The sequence below is a fragment of the Blautia sp. 2227st1_G12_2227SCRN_220401 genome (assembly GCF_039062885.1).
GTDB lineage: Bacteria > Bacillota > Clostridia > Lachnospirales > Lachnospiraceae > Blautia_A > Blautia_A fusiformis.
Genome location: NZ_JBCLNI010000012.1, coordinates 29,902 through 47,341 on the forward strand (window position 1 = coordinate 29,902; position 17,440 = coordinate 47,341).

The window sequence follows — 17,440 nt, forward strand, 5'->3', positions numbered from 1 at the left end:
ATCCCCGTATCCTCTTCGTTTATCATACCTTATATCACCAAAAATGCAAATAAAAAAAGACAGAGAAAAATACATTTCCCTGTCCCTTATATCAACGATCACGATCAACCACAGCTTACAGCCCGAAAAACCTCTCCAGAAATTCCGCCACACCATCATGATCGTTATCTCCGGTCACCTCATTCGCTGCATCCTTTACATACTGTTTGGAATTGCCCATAGCAACACCGATACCTGCACCCTCCAGCATTTCCAGATCATTCTCATTATCTCCGAAAGCGATCACATGCATCCGGTCAATACCAAGCTTTGTGCGAAGCATGGCAAGACCCACACCCTTATCCACGCCTGCTGCATTAAACTCCGCATTACCGCTGATAGAAGTAGTCACTGCCACATCATCCAGATCCTTCCATTTCTCACGAAGTGCCCTGCTGGTCTCCATATCATCAAAATAAATATTGATCTTCTCTGCCTGATCCAGAATATCTTCCTGATGATAAAAATCCTTAACATATTCATGTCTGCTGAGAAAATAATCTACAAAAGTTTTTTCCAGCAGAGCTTTATCCGCTACAGATGCCACATAATCTCTGGCATCCGCATCAGAATAGGCGATTCCGTTTGCATAAGCCTCTGCGATCCAGCCTTTTGCGCCACTGTTTTCCACATCCTTCAGGATTTTACTTACCATTCCTTTTGGCATGGTTTTTCGCCAGATCATCTCATTTTTATCGTAATCCCAGACAACACAGCCGTTTTCCACGATTCCCCATTTCACACCCCGAAGCACAGAAAACTCCCGGGGGATCAGCTCTCTGGTCCTTCCGGTTGCCGGTACCACATAATGTCCGTCATCGATCAGACGCTGCAGAACATTTCTGTTCCTTTCAGAAATCTTATTCTCACTGTTCAGAAGAGTTCCGTCCATATCCACTGCAATGATATATTTTTCCATAAATTCCTCCTGTTTGTCTTCTCCTCACAGGCAAAAAGCGCATCTGCACTGCACCCGGATATCCTTTGGCAGTACAGATACGCACAAATACTCATACCTGCTCTCTGTAAAGCAGAGACTTTTCTTCCACTTTACTACATATACAACAGCTCAGGAATTACCGAATCCTCATCATAAACGCCTCGTACGGTCTTAAGTCCGCTTTGATTCCTGTTCTGTCCTTATAGTTTGCAATCTTAAGATCCTCTTTATCGGACACATATTTCGCAAGACCTTCTGTACTTACCGTATCCTCAGAAAGGTTTGCCACCACGATCCACTGCTCTTTGTCGGAAGTTCTTAAATATGCAAAGATCTTCTCGTCTTCTGGAAGAAGGAGCTGATAGTCACCTTCTGTGAGAAGCTCTTCCTCATGACGAAGACAGATCAGATCCTTATAATAATAAAACACGGAATCATTTTTTTCCAGAGCTTTTTTTACATTGATCTCCTGGTAACGATCAGAAAGGCGGAACCATGGCTTACCGGTTGTAAATCCTGCATTTTCGCTGTCATCCCACTGCATCGGAACCCTGGCATTGTCACGACTCTTGTTCCATACTGCCTTGCGGAAATCATCCTCAGAAATGGTTTTGTTCTTAACGACAAGATCCTGATATGCATTACGAACCTCGATATCCTCGTACTCCTCCAGCGGGAACTGCACGTTTGTCATACCGATCTCCTCTCCCTGATATACATAAGGAGTTCCCTGCATACCATGGAGAACGGTAGCATAAGCCTTTGCACATTCCTCGCGGTAAGTAGTGTCATTTCCCCATCTGGAGATCACACGTGGCTGGTCATGATTTTCAAAATACAGAGCATTCCAGCCCTTGTTATAAAGCTTGTTCTGCCACTCACTCATAACACGTTTCAGATCACGGAGATCAAAAGGCTTCAATTCCCACTTTCGGTTTACAGAGCCCGGAATACGGTCGATGTTCATATGCTCAAATGTGAAGATCATATTCAGTTCCTCACGCTCCGGATCTGTAAACAGTCTTGCAACCTCCGGTGTGGAGCCCGGCGCCTCACCTACCGTCATACAGTCATATTTTGAAAGCACCTCCCGGTTCATCTCATGGATAAACTCATGAAGTCTTGGTCCGTTGCTGTGATATTTTCCTGTATAATACTTGCGGTCATCAGTCTTCGGGTAATCCGGGAAGGACTGATCCTTGGAGATAGACGCGATCACATCCATGCGCCATCCATCAGCACCTTTATCCATCCAGAACTTCATCAGATCATAGATTTCCTTACGGACAGTTTCATTTTCCCAATTGAGATCCGGCTGTTTTCTGCTGTAAAAATGAAGGTAATACTGGCCGCGCTCTTCATCATATTCCCAGGCACTTCCACAGAAGCTGGAGCCCCAGTTGTTTGGCTCACTGCCGTCTGCTTTCGGATCCTTCCAGATATAATAATCACTGTATTTGCTGTCTTTTGATTTCCGGCTTTCCACAAACCATGCATGCTCATCGGAAGTATGGTTGACAACAAGATCCAGAATGATCTTGATACCATGCTCATGAGCTTTTCCGATCAGCTCATCCATGTCCTCGTTACTTCCGAAGCCTGCGTAGATCTTCCGGTAATCACTGATATCGTAACCGTTGTCGTCCTGTGGGGAGTCAAAAACAGGGCTAAGCCAGATCACATCGATCCCAAGGTTCTGAAGGTAGGGGAGTTTTTCAATAATGCCCTGGAGATCGCCGAAGCCGTCTCCGTTGGAGTCCTTAAAGCTTCTTGGATAAATCTGATATACAACGGAATTCTTCCACCAATCTTTCATTTCTTATGTCTCCTTTATTTTGCATTGAGCAGATATTTATAATCCGTATTTGCTGCTTATTTATATCCGGTCAGGTGTTCTTCAACTGCCCTTTTTGCGGTCAGTTATTTCGATATAACTTTTTTAGGCTTTTTTATAGGCGGACCCTATACGGCCCGCCTTTTCATAATTCTGATCTTTATTCCTTATCCTTAAGGCTTATGCAATTCCAAGAAGAGAGAGAAGGATGCTCAGGATGATAACACCGATGATCAGAACTGTGATGCTGACATTTTTCTTTTTCAGCAGATAGTAACACAGAAGAGTCAGTCCAAGGGGAACAATGCCGATAAAGATCTGGTCCAACATGTTCTGTAGATTCAGAACAGATTCACCCTTCATGGTGAGTTCATAAGTGGAGTTAAAGGTTACCATGCTGGCAGTCATACCGCCGACCATGATCAGACCTACAATGCTGGCAGCCTTTGTCAGGATGTTCATAAGACCGCTTGCATAAACCTTCTGGATGTATTCGGAACCAAGCTTGTAGCCCAGGAATGTTCCGTAATATTTCACAAGAATAGACGGAATGTTGAAAAGAAGCAGGAACACGATCGGTGCCAGAACGTTTCCGGATGCACCAAGTCCTACTGCGATTCCGGCTGCGATTACACGGAGAACGCCCCAGAAAATGGAATCACCGATACCGGCCAGAGGTCCCATCAGGGAAGATTTCACCGCATTGATGGAGCTTGCATCAAAATCCTTCTGCTCGCTGTTTTTCTTCTCCATGGATGCCACAAGACCCATGATGAATGTAGATAAGGTGATGGTTGTATTGAAGTAAGACATACTTCTTGTGAGGGCAGCTTTTTTGCCTTCCTCATCGTTTTTGTAAAATTTATTGATAAAAGGCATCAGGGAATAGCAGAAACCGGAAGCTCCCTGTTTTGCCGGGCTTACTGCCGCATACAGAGTGAAGGAACGCCAGAACGCTTTTCTCAGCATTTTTCTTTCATCTGCTAGAATGGATTTCGTTAAATTACTCATGAGAAAAATTCCTCCTCTTCTTCATCAAGATATTCGTCAGAACCACCGACCGGTGAAGCTGCCACTCTCTGCGCCGCAAGCTGGTTCAGCTTGTAATCATTCATACCAATGGAAATGGCAATGATCACACCGATCACGGCAAGAGCGATCAGCGGAAGCTTTAAGTATGCTGCAAGGACAAAGCCCAGGAAATAAAACATACAGATCTTGTTATCCCAGAGCATCTTCATCAACATTGCCATACCTACTGCCGGAAGAAGTCCGCCGCAAACTGTCAGACCATTCATAACAACATCCGGGATGGCATCCAGAAGTGCACTGACTGCATCAGATCCGAACAGGATTCCGAAGAATGCGAACAGGGAATACAAAAACCAGTTTACAGCCCAGAGTCCGTAATGAAGGGCGATAATCTGTTTCTCCTTGCCCTCTGCTGCCAGACGGTCGAAAGTTTTTGCAAACATACCTACAATAAAGATGTAGAGAACGGTCTTGATCTGAAGACCAAGGATACCAATTGGAAGTGCCAGTGTCAGGGCTACCTCAGAACCTTTGCCCAGCATGATGGCAAAAGCAGTTCCTACGGCTGTGGCGATTCCTGGTTCTGCCGCGGAAGCACCTCCGATGTTTACAACTCCCATAAATACGGCTTCCAGTGAAGCTCCGATGATCACTCCTGTATGAAGATCTCCAAGAAACAGACCTACCAGCGGTCCGATGACGATCGGACGGTTCAGCATGGTAAATCCGATCAGCTCTGCACCGCCGACACAGATAAATACGGCAAGTGCTACAAGAAATGCGTTTAACATTTTTTTCTTTCCTCCCTTTTTGTGCTACGTTTTATTTATTCAGTGGATGTCAGTCAAGCTTGTCCAGTACATCCTTCACAAGCTTCTGCTCATCATTGGGTACCTGCTGCATACAGGCCTTCGGATCAAGAGCCACCAGCTCTTTCAGTGCCTGCTGTTCTGCTTTTGTCAGCATGATAGTCGGGGTCAGGACAAGCTTCTCGGAAACATCGATTCCATCAAAACGTCCCGTATTTCCTACATTGAGGAATCCGATCTCACCAACACTTTGTCTTATCTTCAGAGCATCCTTTACCGTTCTTGTCAGAACCAGAATACGCATCCTGGATGCCTTCGGATTGTTTAAGATACGAATGGCTTCATCCACCGGTTTGATCAGCGATTTGATTCCGCCCGGTACGGCCATTTTCAATGCCATCTTCTGGGTGTTATCGTTAGCTGCCTCGTCGTTAGCTACCACGATTCCCTGTACAGCCAGCTGTTTGGTCCAGGTCATGGCAACCTGTCCGTGGATCAGACGGTCATCTACACGAAGTGCGGTGATCTTTGCTGTGGAATTGTCATAGGACTGGGAAGCCAGAGCTTTTTTCGGTGCGGATTTTTTTGCATACGATGCAGCACCTTCTGAAATCTGCGCAGTATTTTCGATACCCTGTGCAGTATCTTCTTCAGCATTTTTTTCAGATGTGGATTTCTTTCCACCGCCAAGGTCTACCATCTGAAGCTCTTCTCTGGCATCATCGATGAACTCCTGGACCTCCTCCTCTGTCACATCGTCATCCGCCATCAGGACCTGCATCAGGACCGGAAGGTTGGTTCCTGTGATCAGCGTAACATTTTCTTTCTGGCTGTATCCCAGAAGCTTCTGATTTACGCTTCCTCCCATCAGATCTGTGAAAACGAAAATCCTGTCGTTTTCATGCTGTGCGAAATATTCTTCAAACTTTTTCTCCACATTGTCTTCCGGTGTCACATAAGCGTCGATGGTTGTGATCTCATCCATTTTTCCAACGATCAGCTCTGCTGTATAACGAATGCCGGAGGCCATTTTTCCATGTGTGGCGATCAGAATCTGTTTCATCTGGTATTCACTCCTTCTGTACTCTTTCCCTTTGGTTATGTACCTAACCTTTGTGCTCACACTATAGCATTAAGCTGTGTAAATAGGTTATGTACATAACCTATCATTGTAACAAGTTCAAAATCATAGTTTTGTGCAGGTTTCACATAGAACAGCAAATGCTTATTATCCACATCTTCAGCACGAACCTACACAGGATAACTCTTTTACGATTTCAGGTAAATTTACAAAAAGCCGAAAATACTCTGACTGTCAGACACTGACAGTTCCCGTATATTTCGGCTTTTGATATCTTTATATCTCAGATTTTCTGTACTCTTTCTCTGTACACTTACTATATTGAAAGTCCCGATTTTCTATTTTTCACAGTTCTGCAGTGACTTCTCGTATCTACCCCCCCTGATCAGATCAGGTACATTCTCTGCAGACTTACTTTTCCTCATGCTGCGGCTGTACAGATCTCCTGGGGATCAGCGTGACCGGAAGCATGATCTCATTTTCACGCTCTTTTTCCACTCCATTGATCCGTTCCATCAGAATTTCCACTGCAAGAGACGCCTTCTGCTCCACATTCTGGCTGATAGTAGTCAGACGAGGCACGGAAAATTCCGCATAGCTGATGTTATCGTATCCTGCAATTCCGATCTCCTCCGGAATCTTTACTCCACGACTGCTGAAAAAGCTGATAGCCTCCAATGCATAGAGGTCCGACAGGAAAAACAGTGCGGCCTTTGGTTTTTTCCGCTGGAGCAGCCACGCATAGCTTTCTTTTCGTTTGGCGTAGTTCATTCCAAGAGCAGTAAACTGCACCTTCTGCTTTTTCTTTGCAAAATCCTTCGCCGCCCGCTGAGCGCCCATGTAACGAAGATGATCCACACCATTATCACGGCCTGCACAAACCTGGATATGCTCATAGCCGCATTCCAGAAGATATTTTGTCATAAGATAGCCGCCACTTTCGTCGTCCAGTCCGATATTCAGGACATGGTTTTCCTGGCCTGCATCAAGCTCACCATATGCATCAATAGAAACGATCGGTTTGTTGATCAGCTGATAGATCTTTTCACAGTTGCTTTTGCTGAAGGAGATGGCAATAACGCCATCTACATCCCAGCCCATGACCATCTGGAATATCTTATCTGTATCCTTTGCGAAATACAGCATCAGATAATATCCCAGCTCCTGCACGTATTTCTCGATAAAACCGATGATCTTTCCATAAAAAGGATCTCCGATGATAGAATCCCTGAAGTCTTTATGATAATTGATCACAACTGCGATCAGCTGGGATTTTTCTTTATTCAGAACTCTCAGTCCCATTTTCTGGACATATCCCATTTCCCGGATAAGATTCTCGATCTTCTGAATATTGGCAGGAGATACTTTTTTTGTTTTTCCATGTATGACATTGGAAACAGTTGTTGTACTCACGCCTGCTCTTTGTGCGATTTCCTTAATCGTTGCCATTATCTTTCCTCCAGAGATATTTCTGTGCGGAAGCCACTGCATTGGCTCCATCTGAAACAGCAGTTACTATCTGGCGAAGTGCCTTGGTACGAATATCCCCCGCTGCAAAAACCCCAGGTGCGCTGGTAACCCCCTCTTCTCCTGCACAGATATATCCATTTTCATCCAGCTTGAGCTGATCCTTTACAAGTGTCGTATTAGGAACGATCCCCACAGCAATGAAAACACCATCTGCGGTCAGCTCCCTCTCTTCATTTGTTTTTATATTACGGATCTTAAGACCGGTCACTTCGTCCTGTCCCAGGATCTCAAGGGGAACACTGTCCCACACCATTTCTATATTCTCACAGGCAAAAATTTTCTCCTGAAGTGTCTGATCTGCTCGAAGCGCATCACGGCGATGAACAAGATATACCCTTTCACAGAGGCCGGAAAGAAAAACTGCATCCTCTGCTGCCACGTTTCCTCCCCCCACTACCACTGCGGTCCGATCCTTATAAAAAGCTCCGTCACAGGTAGCGCAGTAGGAAACACCAAGGCCGCTCAGATCATCCTCTCCCGGGATATCAAGTTTCCGGTGCTCTGCCCCAAATGCAAGGATCAGAGTTTTCGCCTGATATTCATGCTTTTTTGTACGAATCGTCTTGATCTCTCCGGAAATATTTTCCAGGGAAAGAATCTTCTCTCGCTGCGGTTCCAATCCCAGCTTCCGGGCATGCGCCCCAAAGGCTTCTCCGAGATCCATGCCCGATATCCCCGGCATTCCCGGATAATTATCCACCGCATAGGTAGCTGTGACCTGGCCGCCCGGTGCAAAGTTTTTATCGATCCATATGGTATTTAACCTGGCCCTGGACGCATAGATCGCTGCCGTGATCCCTGCCGGACCTCCGCCTAAAATTGCAAGATCATAAATATCACTCATGTTATTTCTCCATTTTTGTATATTTCCGCTCACATAATATCATAGATTCCGTAATTTTCCAATATGATAGAACAAAGCGCCACTCTGAAAGGACGTTACTGTTTGCTTCGAGACCATCAGCACTCTACACATGGTATATGTCTGTAAACAGTAATGAAAGATTGTCTTATGTCTCTTAAAATCAGGAAAAATAAATCTTCTATTTTCATCACTCTGCTTCTTATCCTGGCACTTCTCACCGGCCTTACTGCCGGTTATTTTTCCACTCACGGGATCACAGAAAACGGAAAATTCGAAGCCTTTTCCGGAAAAGTTTTTCAAAATGAAGTTTCCGGCAGCACCCTTACCCTCCATTATACCCTGGCACATCCGGAAAAACAGGGTATCCGGCGAAAAAAAGCTTCTCTTGGCACTGTCCCCACAGATATGAAAAATACATACCAGATCTGCAGCCAGTACGAAAAAAAGCTGAAATCCTTCCGCTACAGCCGCCTTTCCACGGAAAATCAGCTGACGCTGGACTCCATGCTCCTCTATTACCACACGGAAAAATCACTGGGCGACAATTATCTGCTTCAGGAGCCTCTTGGCCCAAGTCTTGGTATTCAGGCTCAGCTTCCGGTTCTTCTGGCGGAATATGCCTTTTATGAAGATCGTGATATCACCGACTATCTCACTCTTCTCACCACCATCCGCCCATACTTTCGGAGCATCCTGGAATTTGAGAAAAAGAAATCCGAAGCTGGCTTCTTTATGAGCGATACTACCCTGGACCGGATCCTTGCACAATGCAGTGCTTTTATCCAGAATCCCGACAACAATTATATGCTGGAAATTTTCCAGAAAAAGCTATCCGAATATGGAAAACTTCCTTCCTCAGAGCAGAACGCTCTGGTCCTGACCCACCAAAATCTTATGAAAACAGAAGTCATCCCAGCCTATCAGGAACTTATGACCGGTCTGGAAGCTTTGCGTGGCACAGGAAAAAACACTCGTGGCCTGACTTATTTCAAGGGAGGAAAAGCCTACTATCTCTATCTTCTTCAGAGTCAGACCGGCTCTTACGTTCCTGTAAAGCAAATGGAAAAACGACTCTCCGGACAGCTTTCCGACGAGATCGGCATCGCAGGAACCATACTTCGACAAAACCCGGAGCTTCTGACTACTCTCAGCCGGGGAATCACTTTCAGAGAAATAAAGCCTGCCCAGATGCTGAATGCCTTGCAGCAGAAGATCCAAACAGACTTCCCACCTCTCACAGATGTCACCTTTGAGCTCCGCACAGTCCACGATTCCATGAAAGAATATCTAAGCCCCGCCTTTTATCTCACCCCACCTATGGATACCGGAACCCCCAATGTGATCTACATAAATCCGGCTGCCAGCTACCAGGGCCTGGAGCTTTTTACCACACTGGCACATGAAGGATTCCCGGGGCATCTTTACCAGACTGTCACCTTCCAACGCCAAAAATCCTCCAACATCCGAAATCTTCTCTGCACCTCCGGCTTTGCAGAAGGATGGGCCACCTACATCGAACCCTATGCCTACCAGTACGCCGCCGATTATATTCAGGATCCTTCTGCCACAGAGCTTGCCAGGATCTCCTGGCTGAACCGAAGCATCAATTTATGCATGTACTCCCTTCTGGACATTGAGATCCATTACAACGGCTGGACTCAGGCCGAAGTCGCCAGCTTTCTAAAAGCCTTTGGTATCGAAGACAGCGCCGTTGTCTCCGAGATCTACCAGTATATCCTGGAAACCCCGGGAAATTATCTGAAATACTACTGGGGCTACTTAAGCCTTCTGGACTTACGCACTTCCGAACAGAACCGCCTTGGCCAGGACTTTGATCTGAAAGCTTTCCACAGCCAGATACTGAAGATTGGTGGTGTACAGTTCCCGGTGCTGGAGAAGTATATTGATGCGGAATTTTGAAACTATTTTTTCACTCCAACCCAGCAAAAAACAGTTCATAAAAATCATCCTCACCCTCAAGCATCGGAGAATTCTCTCCGCCGCCATTGGTACTCCTCTTCATCGCTGCATAAAATTCCTCACCAGCTGCGATCAGATCCATCTCATAAACCGGAACCCCAAGCTCCCGGCACTTCTTACAGAAAGCAGCCAGCGGCGCTTTCTCCCTGCGGGTAGCAAGCAACATCTCCCGAAGCGCCGGGTCCCTGCGGGCCTTTTCCTTCAGATTATCAAGCATCTCCACAACTTCCATCAGACTCAATCCCCCTTCACACAGCTTCTGAACAGCACATCCAGTTCCGGAATCTCTTTTTTCAGAGAAACCAGCTCCCCATTCCTGGTAAAACAATGCTTCGAGGAAGCCTCTGTACAAACCTCACTTCTGGTCACATTAAAAAACTCATAAGCCAGCTCCAGAACCACACCACTGTACTTCTTCACCGAAACCGAAATCCCAACTACATCATCAAAAAGCACCGGCTTCTTATAAGAAACTGAAACCCCTGCAACCGGAGAAACAATCCCCCTCTTCTCCACCTCACCATAACCAAAGCCCAACTCCTTCATGAAATCGATCCGGGCCTCTTCCATCCATTTCACATAATTGGAATGATGGATGATCCCCATCTGATCCGTCTCATGATACTGTGCCTTACGCCTGTAAACACCCATGTTTATATCCTCTCTTCTGTAAAAATCTGACATTTGTCACCAGTAACAAAATATCCTCTTTATTTCTCACAAACCATACTCTTTATACAACTCCCTGCAAGCCTCCGCACTGTCTATGATTTTCCCAATCTCATCCATTCGACCATCCGCGATCAATTCCCCATCCTCCAGCTGATGCTCATTCCGAAGATGCACAATCTTTACATTCTCCGGATACGAAGTATGAAACACCTCATTGATAAGCGGGACGATCAGATAAGTCATCTTCTCCATCATCGTCCGAAAAACATCATCAAATATAGTATTATTGGTCATTAACACTCCTACTGGTATATACAAATTATACCACACAAACAAAACATGAAAACACCATAAACCAGCATTTCACAAAATACACAGTAACAAAAAATGGAAAACGCTTCAGAATCTAAAGCTCCAGAAATGTCCATACAGACAAAAAGATCTTATAAGATAAACCAACCATACCACACACTATAATAAAAAGCACTGAAATTTCATCCAAAAATTCCGACACACTCAAACCAACAACACAACACCTCCACACCACCAGGCCGACAGCAAAGCGCCTCGGCCATCCCCTCCGTCAGACCACAAGGAAACTCAGCCTTTCGCCCCAGGCATCCAGCGCAGCGCTGATGCCCCATCCCCTACCGGAAAACCACTCAACCTACCACTCCAAACAAACCTACCACCCAGCCACCCTAGCCCTACCGCCTTGAACCTCACAGCCCGAGCCGGGGAAGCTGTCTGGTCTGCCTCTGCAGGAGGGGAGCTGATTCTTGGCTGGCGGAAATCTGCGTTGTTTTTCAAAAGTCCGCTGTCTGAGCGGCTGCAAGACGCGAGTTCGGACTTTTGGAAAACGCTTTTAGCAGATTCCCGGCAGCCTAGAAGCCAGCCCCCGACGAAGCCGCAGACCAGACAGCATCCCCGACTCGGGCGTACGTTCACCCCCACCACCCTCTTCCCACCAAAATAAAAATCTGCTATAATACAACCACACAATAAAAATCAAAAATAACAAAGCGAACAATCACCAATCAATCGCATTCAAAATCCAAAGAAAGACAAGGTAAAACATAAATGAAATTTCCACCCAACATCAAAATCCCCGACTCCCTCAAAGGAGTCTTCAAAAAAAGCTCCACCCCGGATCCCCTCAGAGAACCCCGGCGCAACCCCAAGGACAACATCCCTCTGAACTTCCGCGAACGCAGCAATGCCCGCGTAAGTCTTATGGCATCCGTCATCGTCCTTGCGATCCTGGTCCTCTTCTTCAATCAGCTGGACTACCGCCTCATCCGCAAACCAGCTATAGACGCCCAGAAAAAAGCCGCGGCAGTCAAAGCCAAGGCCGATCAGGAAGCAGCCGACACCACTGCCGAAACTACCACTGCCTCCGTCATCGCAGTAGGCGACAACCTCTATCACCAGAGTCTCATCGACGCAGGCGCATCCTCTGACGGCAACTGGAACTACGACAAGATCTACACCCACATCCAGGACGCCATCAAGGACGCAGACATCAAAATGATTGATCAGGAAACCGTCTTCACAACCGACCATGACAGCGTAAGCTCCTACCCATCCTTTGCAACACCCACAGAAGTAGGAGACGCCATTATAAAAGCAGGATTCAATGTAGTAGAATCCGCCAACAACCACATCGATGACTTCGGAGAAGGCTTCCTCACAGACACACTGAACTTCTGGAAAACCAAATATCCGGATGTCACACTTCTGGGGATCCATGACTCCCAGGAAGATGCCGACACCGTCAAGATCCGTGAAGTAAACGGTATCAAGATCGCATTTCTGGATTACACCTACGGCACAAACGTAGGCGGCATTGAAGGAAAAGACTACATGATCGACATGATCCGCAAAGACAAGATCACAGCCATGATCCAGAAAGCAAAACAGCAGGCCGACTGCATCATCTTTGTAGCACACTGGGGTACCGAAGACGAAACCATGCCAAACGAATACGAAAAACAGTGGGCAGCCTACCTTATGGAGCAGGGCGTAAATGTCATCATCGGCGGACATCCACATGTACTCCAGCCATATGGCCGCCTTACTGATGACAAAGGCAATGAAACTGTAGTCTTCTACTCTCTGGGAAATTTCGTATCCACCCAGCAGAAGCTGGAAGAACTTCTCGGCGGAATGGCAAAATTCACCATTCAGAAAACCGTACAGGACGGCAAGACCTCAATTGAGATCCTGACCCCTACAGTGGAACCTCTGGTCATGCATTACAACAGCGATGCCGGTGAATTCGGACCATATATGCTTTCCGATTACACAGAAGAACTTGCATCTCAGAACGGTGTACAGTCATACATTGGTTCCGGTGTATTCACTCTTGACAACCTGAAAAAAAAGTTCAACGAGATCATGTCCATGAATGTCACTCCATCCACAGGGACCAACCTCCTGGATGTGACTATTGACACAGACCTGAACATGATCGATGCATCCGGAAATGTCGTAGAAGATACCGACTCCATCACAGCAGAAAAATATTACGCAGATAAAGGCATTGACATCACTTCCGAAGACTTTAACTCTGCTGATAATAACTCAGGCAGCACAGACGACTCCTCGGATGACGGTTCCTACGACGACAGTTACTCTGACGACGGTTCCTACGATGACGGTTCCTACGATGATGGTTCCTACGACGACGGTTCCTACGATGATGGTTCCTACGATGATGGTTCCTACGACGACGGTTCCTACGATGATGGTTCCTACGACGACGGTTCCTACGATGATGGTTCCTACGATGATAGCGAAGAATAGCGATAACTTTTCGTAACCAGTTTATACCCAGATCCATAAAATACCGGAGATCCGGCACCTCTGAAGCCAACACTTCAAAGGTACACAGATCTCCGGTATTTTTATTTTATCTCTTATATTTTCTTTCAAAGATTTCGCTATACAGAATATCAGTATGTAAATATACCAACTCCATAAGCTTCCAACGGATATGCAAAAGAAAACTCCCGGTTGTCACAATTTTTCTTTTCGGCTTTAAATACCTTGCCCTTCGGAAGAAGCCCCTGCTCATCCATGATCAGCTTGTACTGTTTTTTCTTCGGAACGCCTACACGGTAATCCGGACGTGCTACCGGTGTAAAGTTGCATACTATCAGGATATTATTACGTCTTGTAGGAGATTTTCTCACAAAGCTGAAGATACTTCTGTCGCCATCGTTGGCATTGATCCACTCAAATGCAGATGGATCATTATCTGCACCGTAAAGTGCCGGATATTTGCGGTAGATATGCAGAAGATCACTGACATACTGCTGCAACTTCTGATGATTTTCCTCGCCAAGAAGATACCAGTCAAGCTCTCTGGCCTCACTCCACTCACGCAGCTGTCCGAAATCCTGTCCCATAAACAGAAGCTTCTTACCCGGATGCCCGAACATAAAAGTATATCCGGCCTTCAGGTTCTTGAATTTATCATCCAGCTCTCCTGGCATCTTCTCCAGCATAGAACACTTCAGATGTACTACCTCATCATGAGACAGAACCAGAACATATTTCTCACTGTATGCATAAGTCATAGAAAATGTCATCTTATTATGATTAAATTTACGGAAATATGGATCTAGCTTCATGTATTCCAGGAAGTCGTTCATCCAGCCCATATTCCACTTCAGAGAGAATCCAAGCCCGTCGTCTTCTGCCTTACCTGTTACCATCGGCCATGCGGTAGATTCCTCTGCGATCATGACAGTTCCATGATTTCTTCCGAGAACAACGGTATTCAGATGCTTAAAAAATTCAATAGCCTCCAGATTCTTGTTTCCGCCGTATTTATTGGCAATCCACTCACCGTCTTTCTTACCGTAATCCAGGTAGAGCATGGATGCAACCGCATCTACACGAAGACCATCAACGTGGCATTCCTCTACCCAGTAAAGAGCGTTTGCGATCAGGAAATTCTTCACCTCCGGACGTCCGTAATTGTAGATCTTGGTTCCCCAATCCGGATGCTCACCCTGTCTCGGATCTGCATGCTCATATACAGCAGTTCCGTCAAAGTTAACCAGTCCGTGTGCATCCTTCGGAAAATGTGCCGGTACCCAGTCAAGAATGATACCGATTTTCTGACGGTGAAGATAATCCACCAGATATTTGAAATCCTGCGGTGTTCCGTAGCGGGAAGTCGGTGCGTAATAGCCGGTTACCTGATAGCCCCAGGAACCGTCAAAAGGATGCTCTGCGATACCCATAAGCTCCACATGGGTGTATCCCATTTTTTTGACATACTGTGCAAGCTTCGGCGCCAGTTCTCTGTAGGAATAGAAACCATCCTCATCCTCTGCTGTCTGCGGATGCTTCATCCAGGAACCCGGATGCACCTCATAGATAGACATGGCACTTGTGTCCGGATCAAAGTTCTCGCGATTTTTCATCCAGGTATCATCTTTCCATTTATAGTTGGTGATATCTGTAATACGAGAGGCTGTTCCGGGACGCATTTCAGCGGCATTGGCATATGGATCTGCCTTGTAAAGCTCCTCACCATGTGCACCTGTAATGTAAAATTTATACAGCTGTCCGATCTTCGCTCCCGGTACAAATGTCTCATAAACACCAATGGGTCCAACTTTTTTCATGGGATTCTTCTCCGTATCCCATTCGTTGAATTCACCTATAACAGAAACCGCCTGTGCATTAGGTGCCCACACTGCAAAATAAACCCCTTTTTTCCGGTTCTGCGTATCTGGATGTGCTCCCAGCTTCCTGTAAATATCATAATTCGTGCCCTGACCAAACAGATACTGGTCAAGCTCCGTAAATTGTAATTTTTTTCCCATTTTCAGGTACCTCCCTTTATAGTTCTGCCACCGTCCATTCCCCAATTTTAAGTGGAATTTTTTATTCTATAATTATACCAATCCCCATATTTTCAGTCAAGGAAAAACCCTCTCCGGCTAATATGTGTCTATTATCCGACAATGTCAGATAAAGTCAAAAAAGAGACCTGAATGACGCACATTTTGTCATTCAGGTCTCTCCTGTCATTTTTTAGTATTCTTCGCTTCCATCGTCATAAGATTCGTCGTAGGAACCATCATCATAGCTTCCATCATCGGAAGATCCATCCGAATAATCACTTTCGTCAGAGCCATCGGAATAGTCCCCTTCATCGGAAGATCCGTCACTGACATCCGATCCGTCAGAAGAATCGCTTCCATCGGAGCCATCCTCAGAGGAATCCTCTGAATCACTGGAATTTCCTGCATATCCTGCAACACGACCAGCCTGAAGAGAGCTGTCCCAGAAGTCAGAATAGGAAGCACTCTGTAACGTAACATCCTTCGCTTCTGCAAGCTCGCTGACTGTTACAAGCTTATATCCCTGGTCGATCAGTGCCGGGATCAGCTTCTCTGTGGCACACTTCACAGATGGTTCATGAATATCATGCATCAGGATGATAGAACCATCTCCCAAGGAAGAATCATTCATGATCTGATTATAATCTGCATCCGCATCCATCAGCTTCCAGTCCAGAGAATCTGTAGACCACATGAAGAAAGGCTTGCCAACTGCACTCATCTGCTCATCTGTGATCGCGCCATACGGTGCACGACATACCGTTGATGCCTGCCCACAGGCTTTTACCAGTGCATCATCCGTCTTCTGGAACTCCTGCATAACAGAATCCAGATCCATATTCGGCAGCGTCTGTTCCGGATGATCCCAAGTATGGTTACCGATCTCGCAGCCAAGCTTTACCATTCGCTGTATGGTAGATTCACGGCCCTCCACATTCTGTCCCAGCATAAAGAACGTAACATGGATATTATATTTCTCAACAGTATCAAGAAGTGTCTCTGTATACTCTCCAGGACCATCATCAAAAGTCAGAGCGATCATCGGGCGCTTCTTGGAAGGATCATAAGAGCCATCCTCATTAAAATAATAGTCCTTCACACCTTTCTCCACCCATCCGGTCTGCATGTATCCCTTTTTATCAAAGCTATATGTTGTTCCGTCAATATCCGCAAAACCATTTACATAATATGTACCATCCGGATTCTGATACCACTTTCCTGTAGAATCCTCATGCCATCCCGGAGTCATAACAGAAAGCCTTTCGCCTGCTGCACTGCCCTTTACCGGCATCACCGTTGCATCCGTACCGGAATCCGCGCTGTCTGTATCCGAAGCAGCCGTATCCGTCGATGCCGTACCGTCCTTCGTACTGCTGTCTGTGGAAGCTCCGGCGGTATTTGCCTGAACATTTACTGTCTCCGCATCCTTATTGCTTCCGCCGCCTGCATGGTTGACGATGGGAAGAATTACCCCTCGAACAACAAAAACCAGCAGAAGAATCGCCGCAACTACACAGGTTATCCGCTTCATCATCCGCCGCCGTCTTAACTGTTGCTGTTTTCTGCGCATCCTCTCACGCAAAACTCTTTTGTCCATTTTTTACATCCCCGTTTATATACTCATATCTTTCTTTGATATTTAATGTCTGTCTTTAATCATACCGCATTTAACGCTTAAATACAATGGAAATTCCCGAAAGAATCTCTTAATTTGTTACTGTTCACTCCGTTCTCAGTAACACACTTCGCGATGCACATGTAAAAAAAATGGCACCCGGAACACATTCCGGGCACCA

General features: G+C 46.0%; 14 protein-coding genes. 2 read left to right on the top strand and 12 right to left on the bottom strand.

The window, feature by feature from the left end; genetic code table 11:
• Positions 1–115: 115 nt before the first annotated feature.
• The 7 genes from ABCM67_RS07930 to trxB all read right to left on the bottom strand — a co-directional run bounded on the left by ABCM67_RS07930 (position 116) and on the right by trxB (position 8,109).
• Entirely contained in the window at positions 116–958 is an 843-nt protein-coding gene (locus ABCM67_RS07930) for a Cof-type HAD-IIB family hydrolase (RefSeq protein WP_147603139.1), read from the bottom strand.
• A 157-nt stretch (positions 959–1,115) separates the two neighbouring features.
• Complete coding sequence (locus ABCM67_RS07935) at positions 1,116–2,795, bottom strand: alpha-glucosidase (protein ID WP_147603138.1); 1,680 nt, start codon at positions 2,793–2,795, stop codon at positions 1,116–1,118.
• A gap of 198 nt (positions 2,796–2,993) precedes the next feature.
• Positions 2,994–3,824, bottom strand: a complete 831-nt coding sequence (locus tag ABCM67_RS07940; RefSeq protein WP_147603137.1) for a PTS system mannose/fructose/sorbose family transporter subunit IID — start codon at positions 3,822–3,824, stop codon at positions 2,994–2,996.
• Positions 3,821–4,636 (bottom strand): PTS sugar transporter subunit IIC, encoded by an 816-nt coding sequence (locus ABCM67_RS07945; RefSeq protein WP_147603136.1) that lies wholly within the window; start codon positions 4,634–4,636, stop codon positions 3,821–3,823. Before ABCM67_RS07945 ends, ABCM67_RS07940 begins: the two co-directional genes overlap by 4 nt.
• A gap of 49 nt (positions 4,637–4,685) precedes the next feature.
• Complete coding sequence (locus ABCM67_RS07950) at positions 4,686–5,717, bottom strand: PTS mannose/fructose/sorbose transporter subunit IIAB (protein WP_147603135.1); 1,032 nt, start codon at positions 5,715–5,717, stop codon at positions 4,686–4,688.
• A 429-nt stretch (positions 5,718–6,146) separates the two neighbouring features.
• A complete protein-coding gene (locus ABCM67_RS07955) occupies positions 6,147–7,184 on the bottom strand; it encodes a LacI family DNA-binding transcriptional regulator (RefSeq protein ID WP_306557190.1) in 1,038 nt (345 codons plus the stop codon).
• Positions 7,171–8,109, bottom strand: a complete 939-nt coding sequence (gene trxB / locus ABCM67_RS07960; RefSeq protein WP_147603133.1) for a thioredoxin-disulfide reductase — start codon at positions 8,107–8,109, stop codon at positions 7,171–7,173. Before trxB ends, ABCM67_RS07955 begins: the two co-directional genes overlap by 14 nt.
• A 168-nt stretch (positions 8,110–8,277) precedes the next feature.
• Between trxB and ABCM67_RS07965 the strand changes: the two genes are divergently transcribed.
• On the top strand, positions 8,278–10,050 hold the full coding sequence (locus ABCM67_RS07965) for a DUF885 domain-containing protein (protein ID WP_243874195.1): 1,773 nt from the start codon (positions 8,278–8,280) through the stop codon (positions 10,048–10,050).
• Positions 10,051–10,060: 10 nt separating this feature from the next.
• Here the strand turns inward: ABCM67_RS07965 and ABCM67_RS07970 are convergent, their stop codons facing one another.
• The 3 genes from ABCM67_RS07970 to ABCM67_RS07980 all read right to left on the bottom strand — a co-directional run bounded on the left by ABCM67_RS07970 (position 10,061) and on the right by ABCM67_RS07980 (position 11,076).
• Positions 10,061–10,342 carry a hypothetical protein gene (locus ABCM67_RS07970; RefSeq protein WP_021651190.1) on the bottom strand — a complete coding sequence of 94 codons (282 nt, stop codon included), beginning with the start codon at positions 10,340–10,342 and terminating at the stop codon, positions 10,061–10,063.
• 5 nt (positions 10,343–10,347) lie between these two features.
• Complete coding sequence (locus ABCM67_RS07975; RefSeq protein WP_227945569.1) at positions 10,348–10,761, bottom strand: thioesterase family protein; 414 nt, start codon at positions 10,759–10,761, stop codon at positions 10,348–10,350.
• A gap of 66 nt (positions 10,762–10,827) precedes the next feature.
• Positions 10,828–11,076 (bottom strand): hypothetical protein, encoded by a 249-nt coding sequence (locus tag ABCM67_RS07980; RefSeq protein WP_118368547.1) that lies wholly within the window; start codon positions 11,074–11,076, stop codon positions 10,828–10,830.
• A 786-nt stretch (positions 11,077–11,862) separates the two neighbouring features.
• Here ABCM67_RS07980 and ABCM67_RS07985 point away from each other — a divergent pair.
• Positions 11,863–13,587 (top strand): CapA family protein, encoded by a 1,725-nt coding sequence (locus tag ABCM67_RS07985; protein WP_286187216.1) that lies wholly within the window; start codon positions 11,863–11,865, stop codon positions 13,585–13,587.
• Between the two features lie 149 nt (positions 13,588–13,736).
• Here ABCM67_RS07985 and glgB read toward each other — a convergent pair whose 3' ends face one another.
• Both glgB and ABCM67_RS07995 read right to left on the bottom strand, forming a co-directional pair.
• Positions 13,737–15,623: a 1,4-alpha-glucan branching protein GlgB gene (glgB, locus tag ABCM67_RS07990; RefSeq protein ID WP_021653063.1), complete on the bottom strand. Its 1,887-nt coding sequence runs from the start codon at positions 15,621–15,623 to the stop codon at positions 13,737–13,739.
• Positions 15,624–15,834: 211 nt separating this feature from the next.
• On the bottom strand, positions 15,835–17,241 hold the full coding sequence (locus ABCM67_RS07995) for a polysaccharide deacetylase family protein (RefSeq protein WP_021653064.1): 1,407 nt from the start codon (positions 17,239–17,241) through the stop codon (positions 15,835–15,837).
• Positions 17,242–17,440 lie beyond the last annotated feature (199 nt).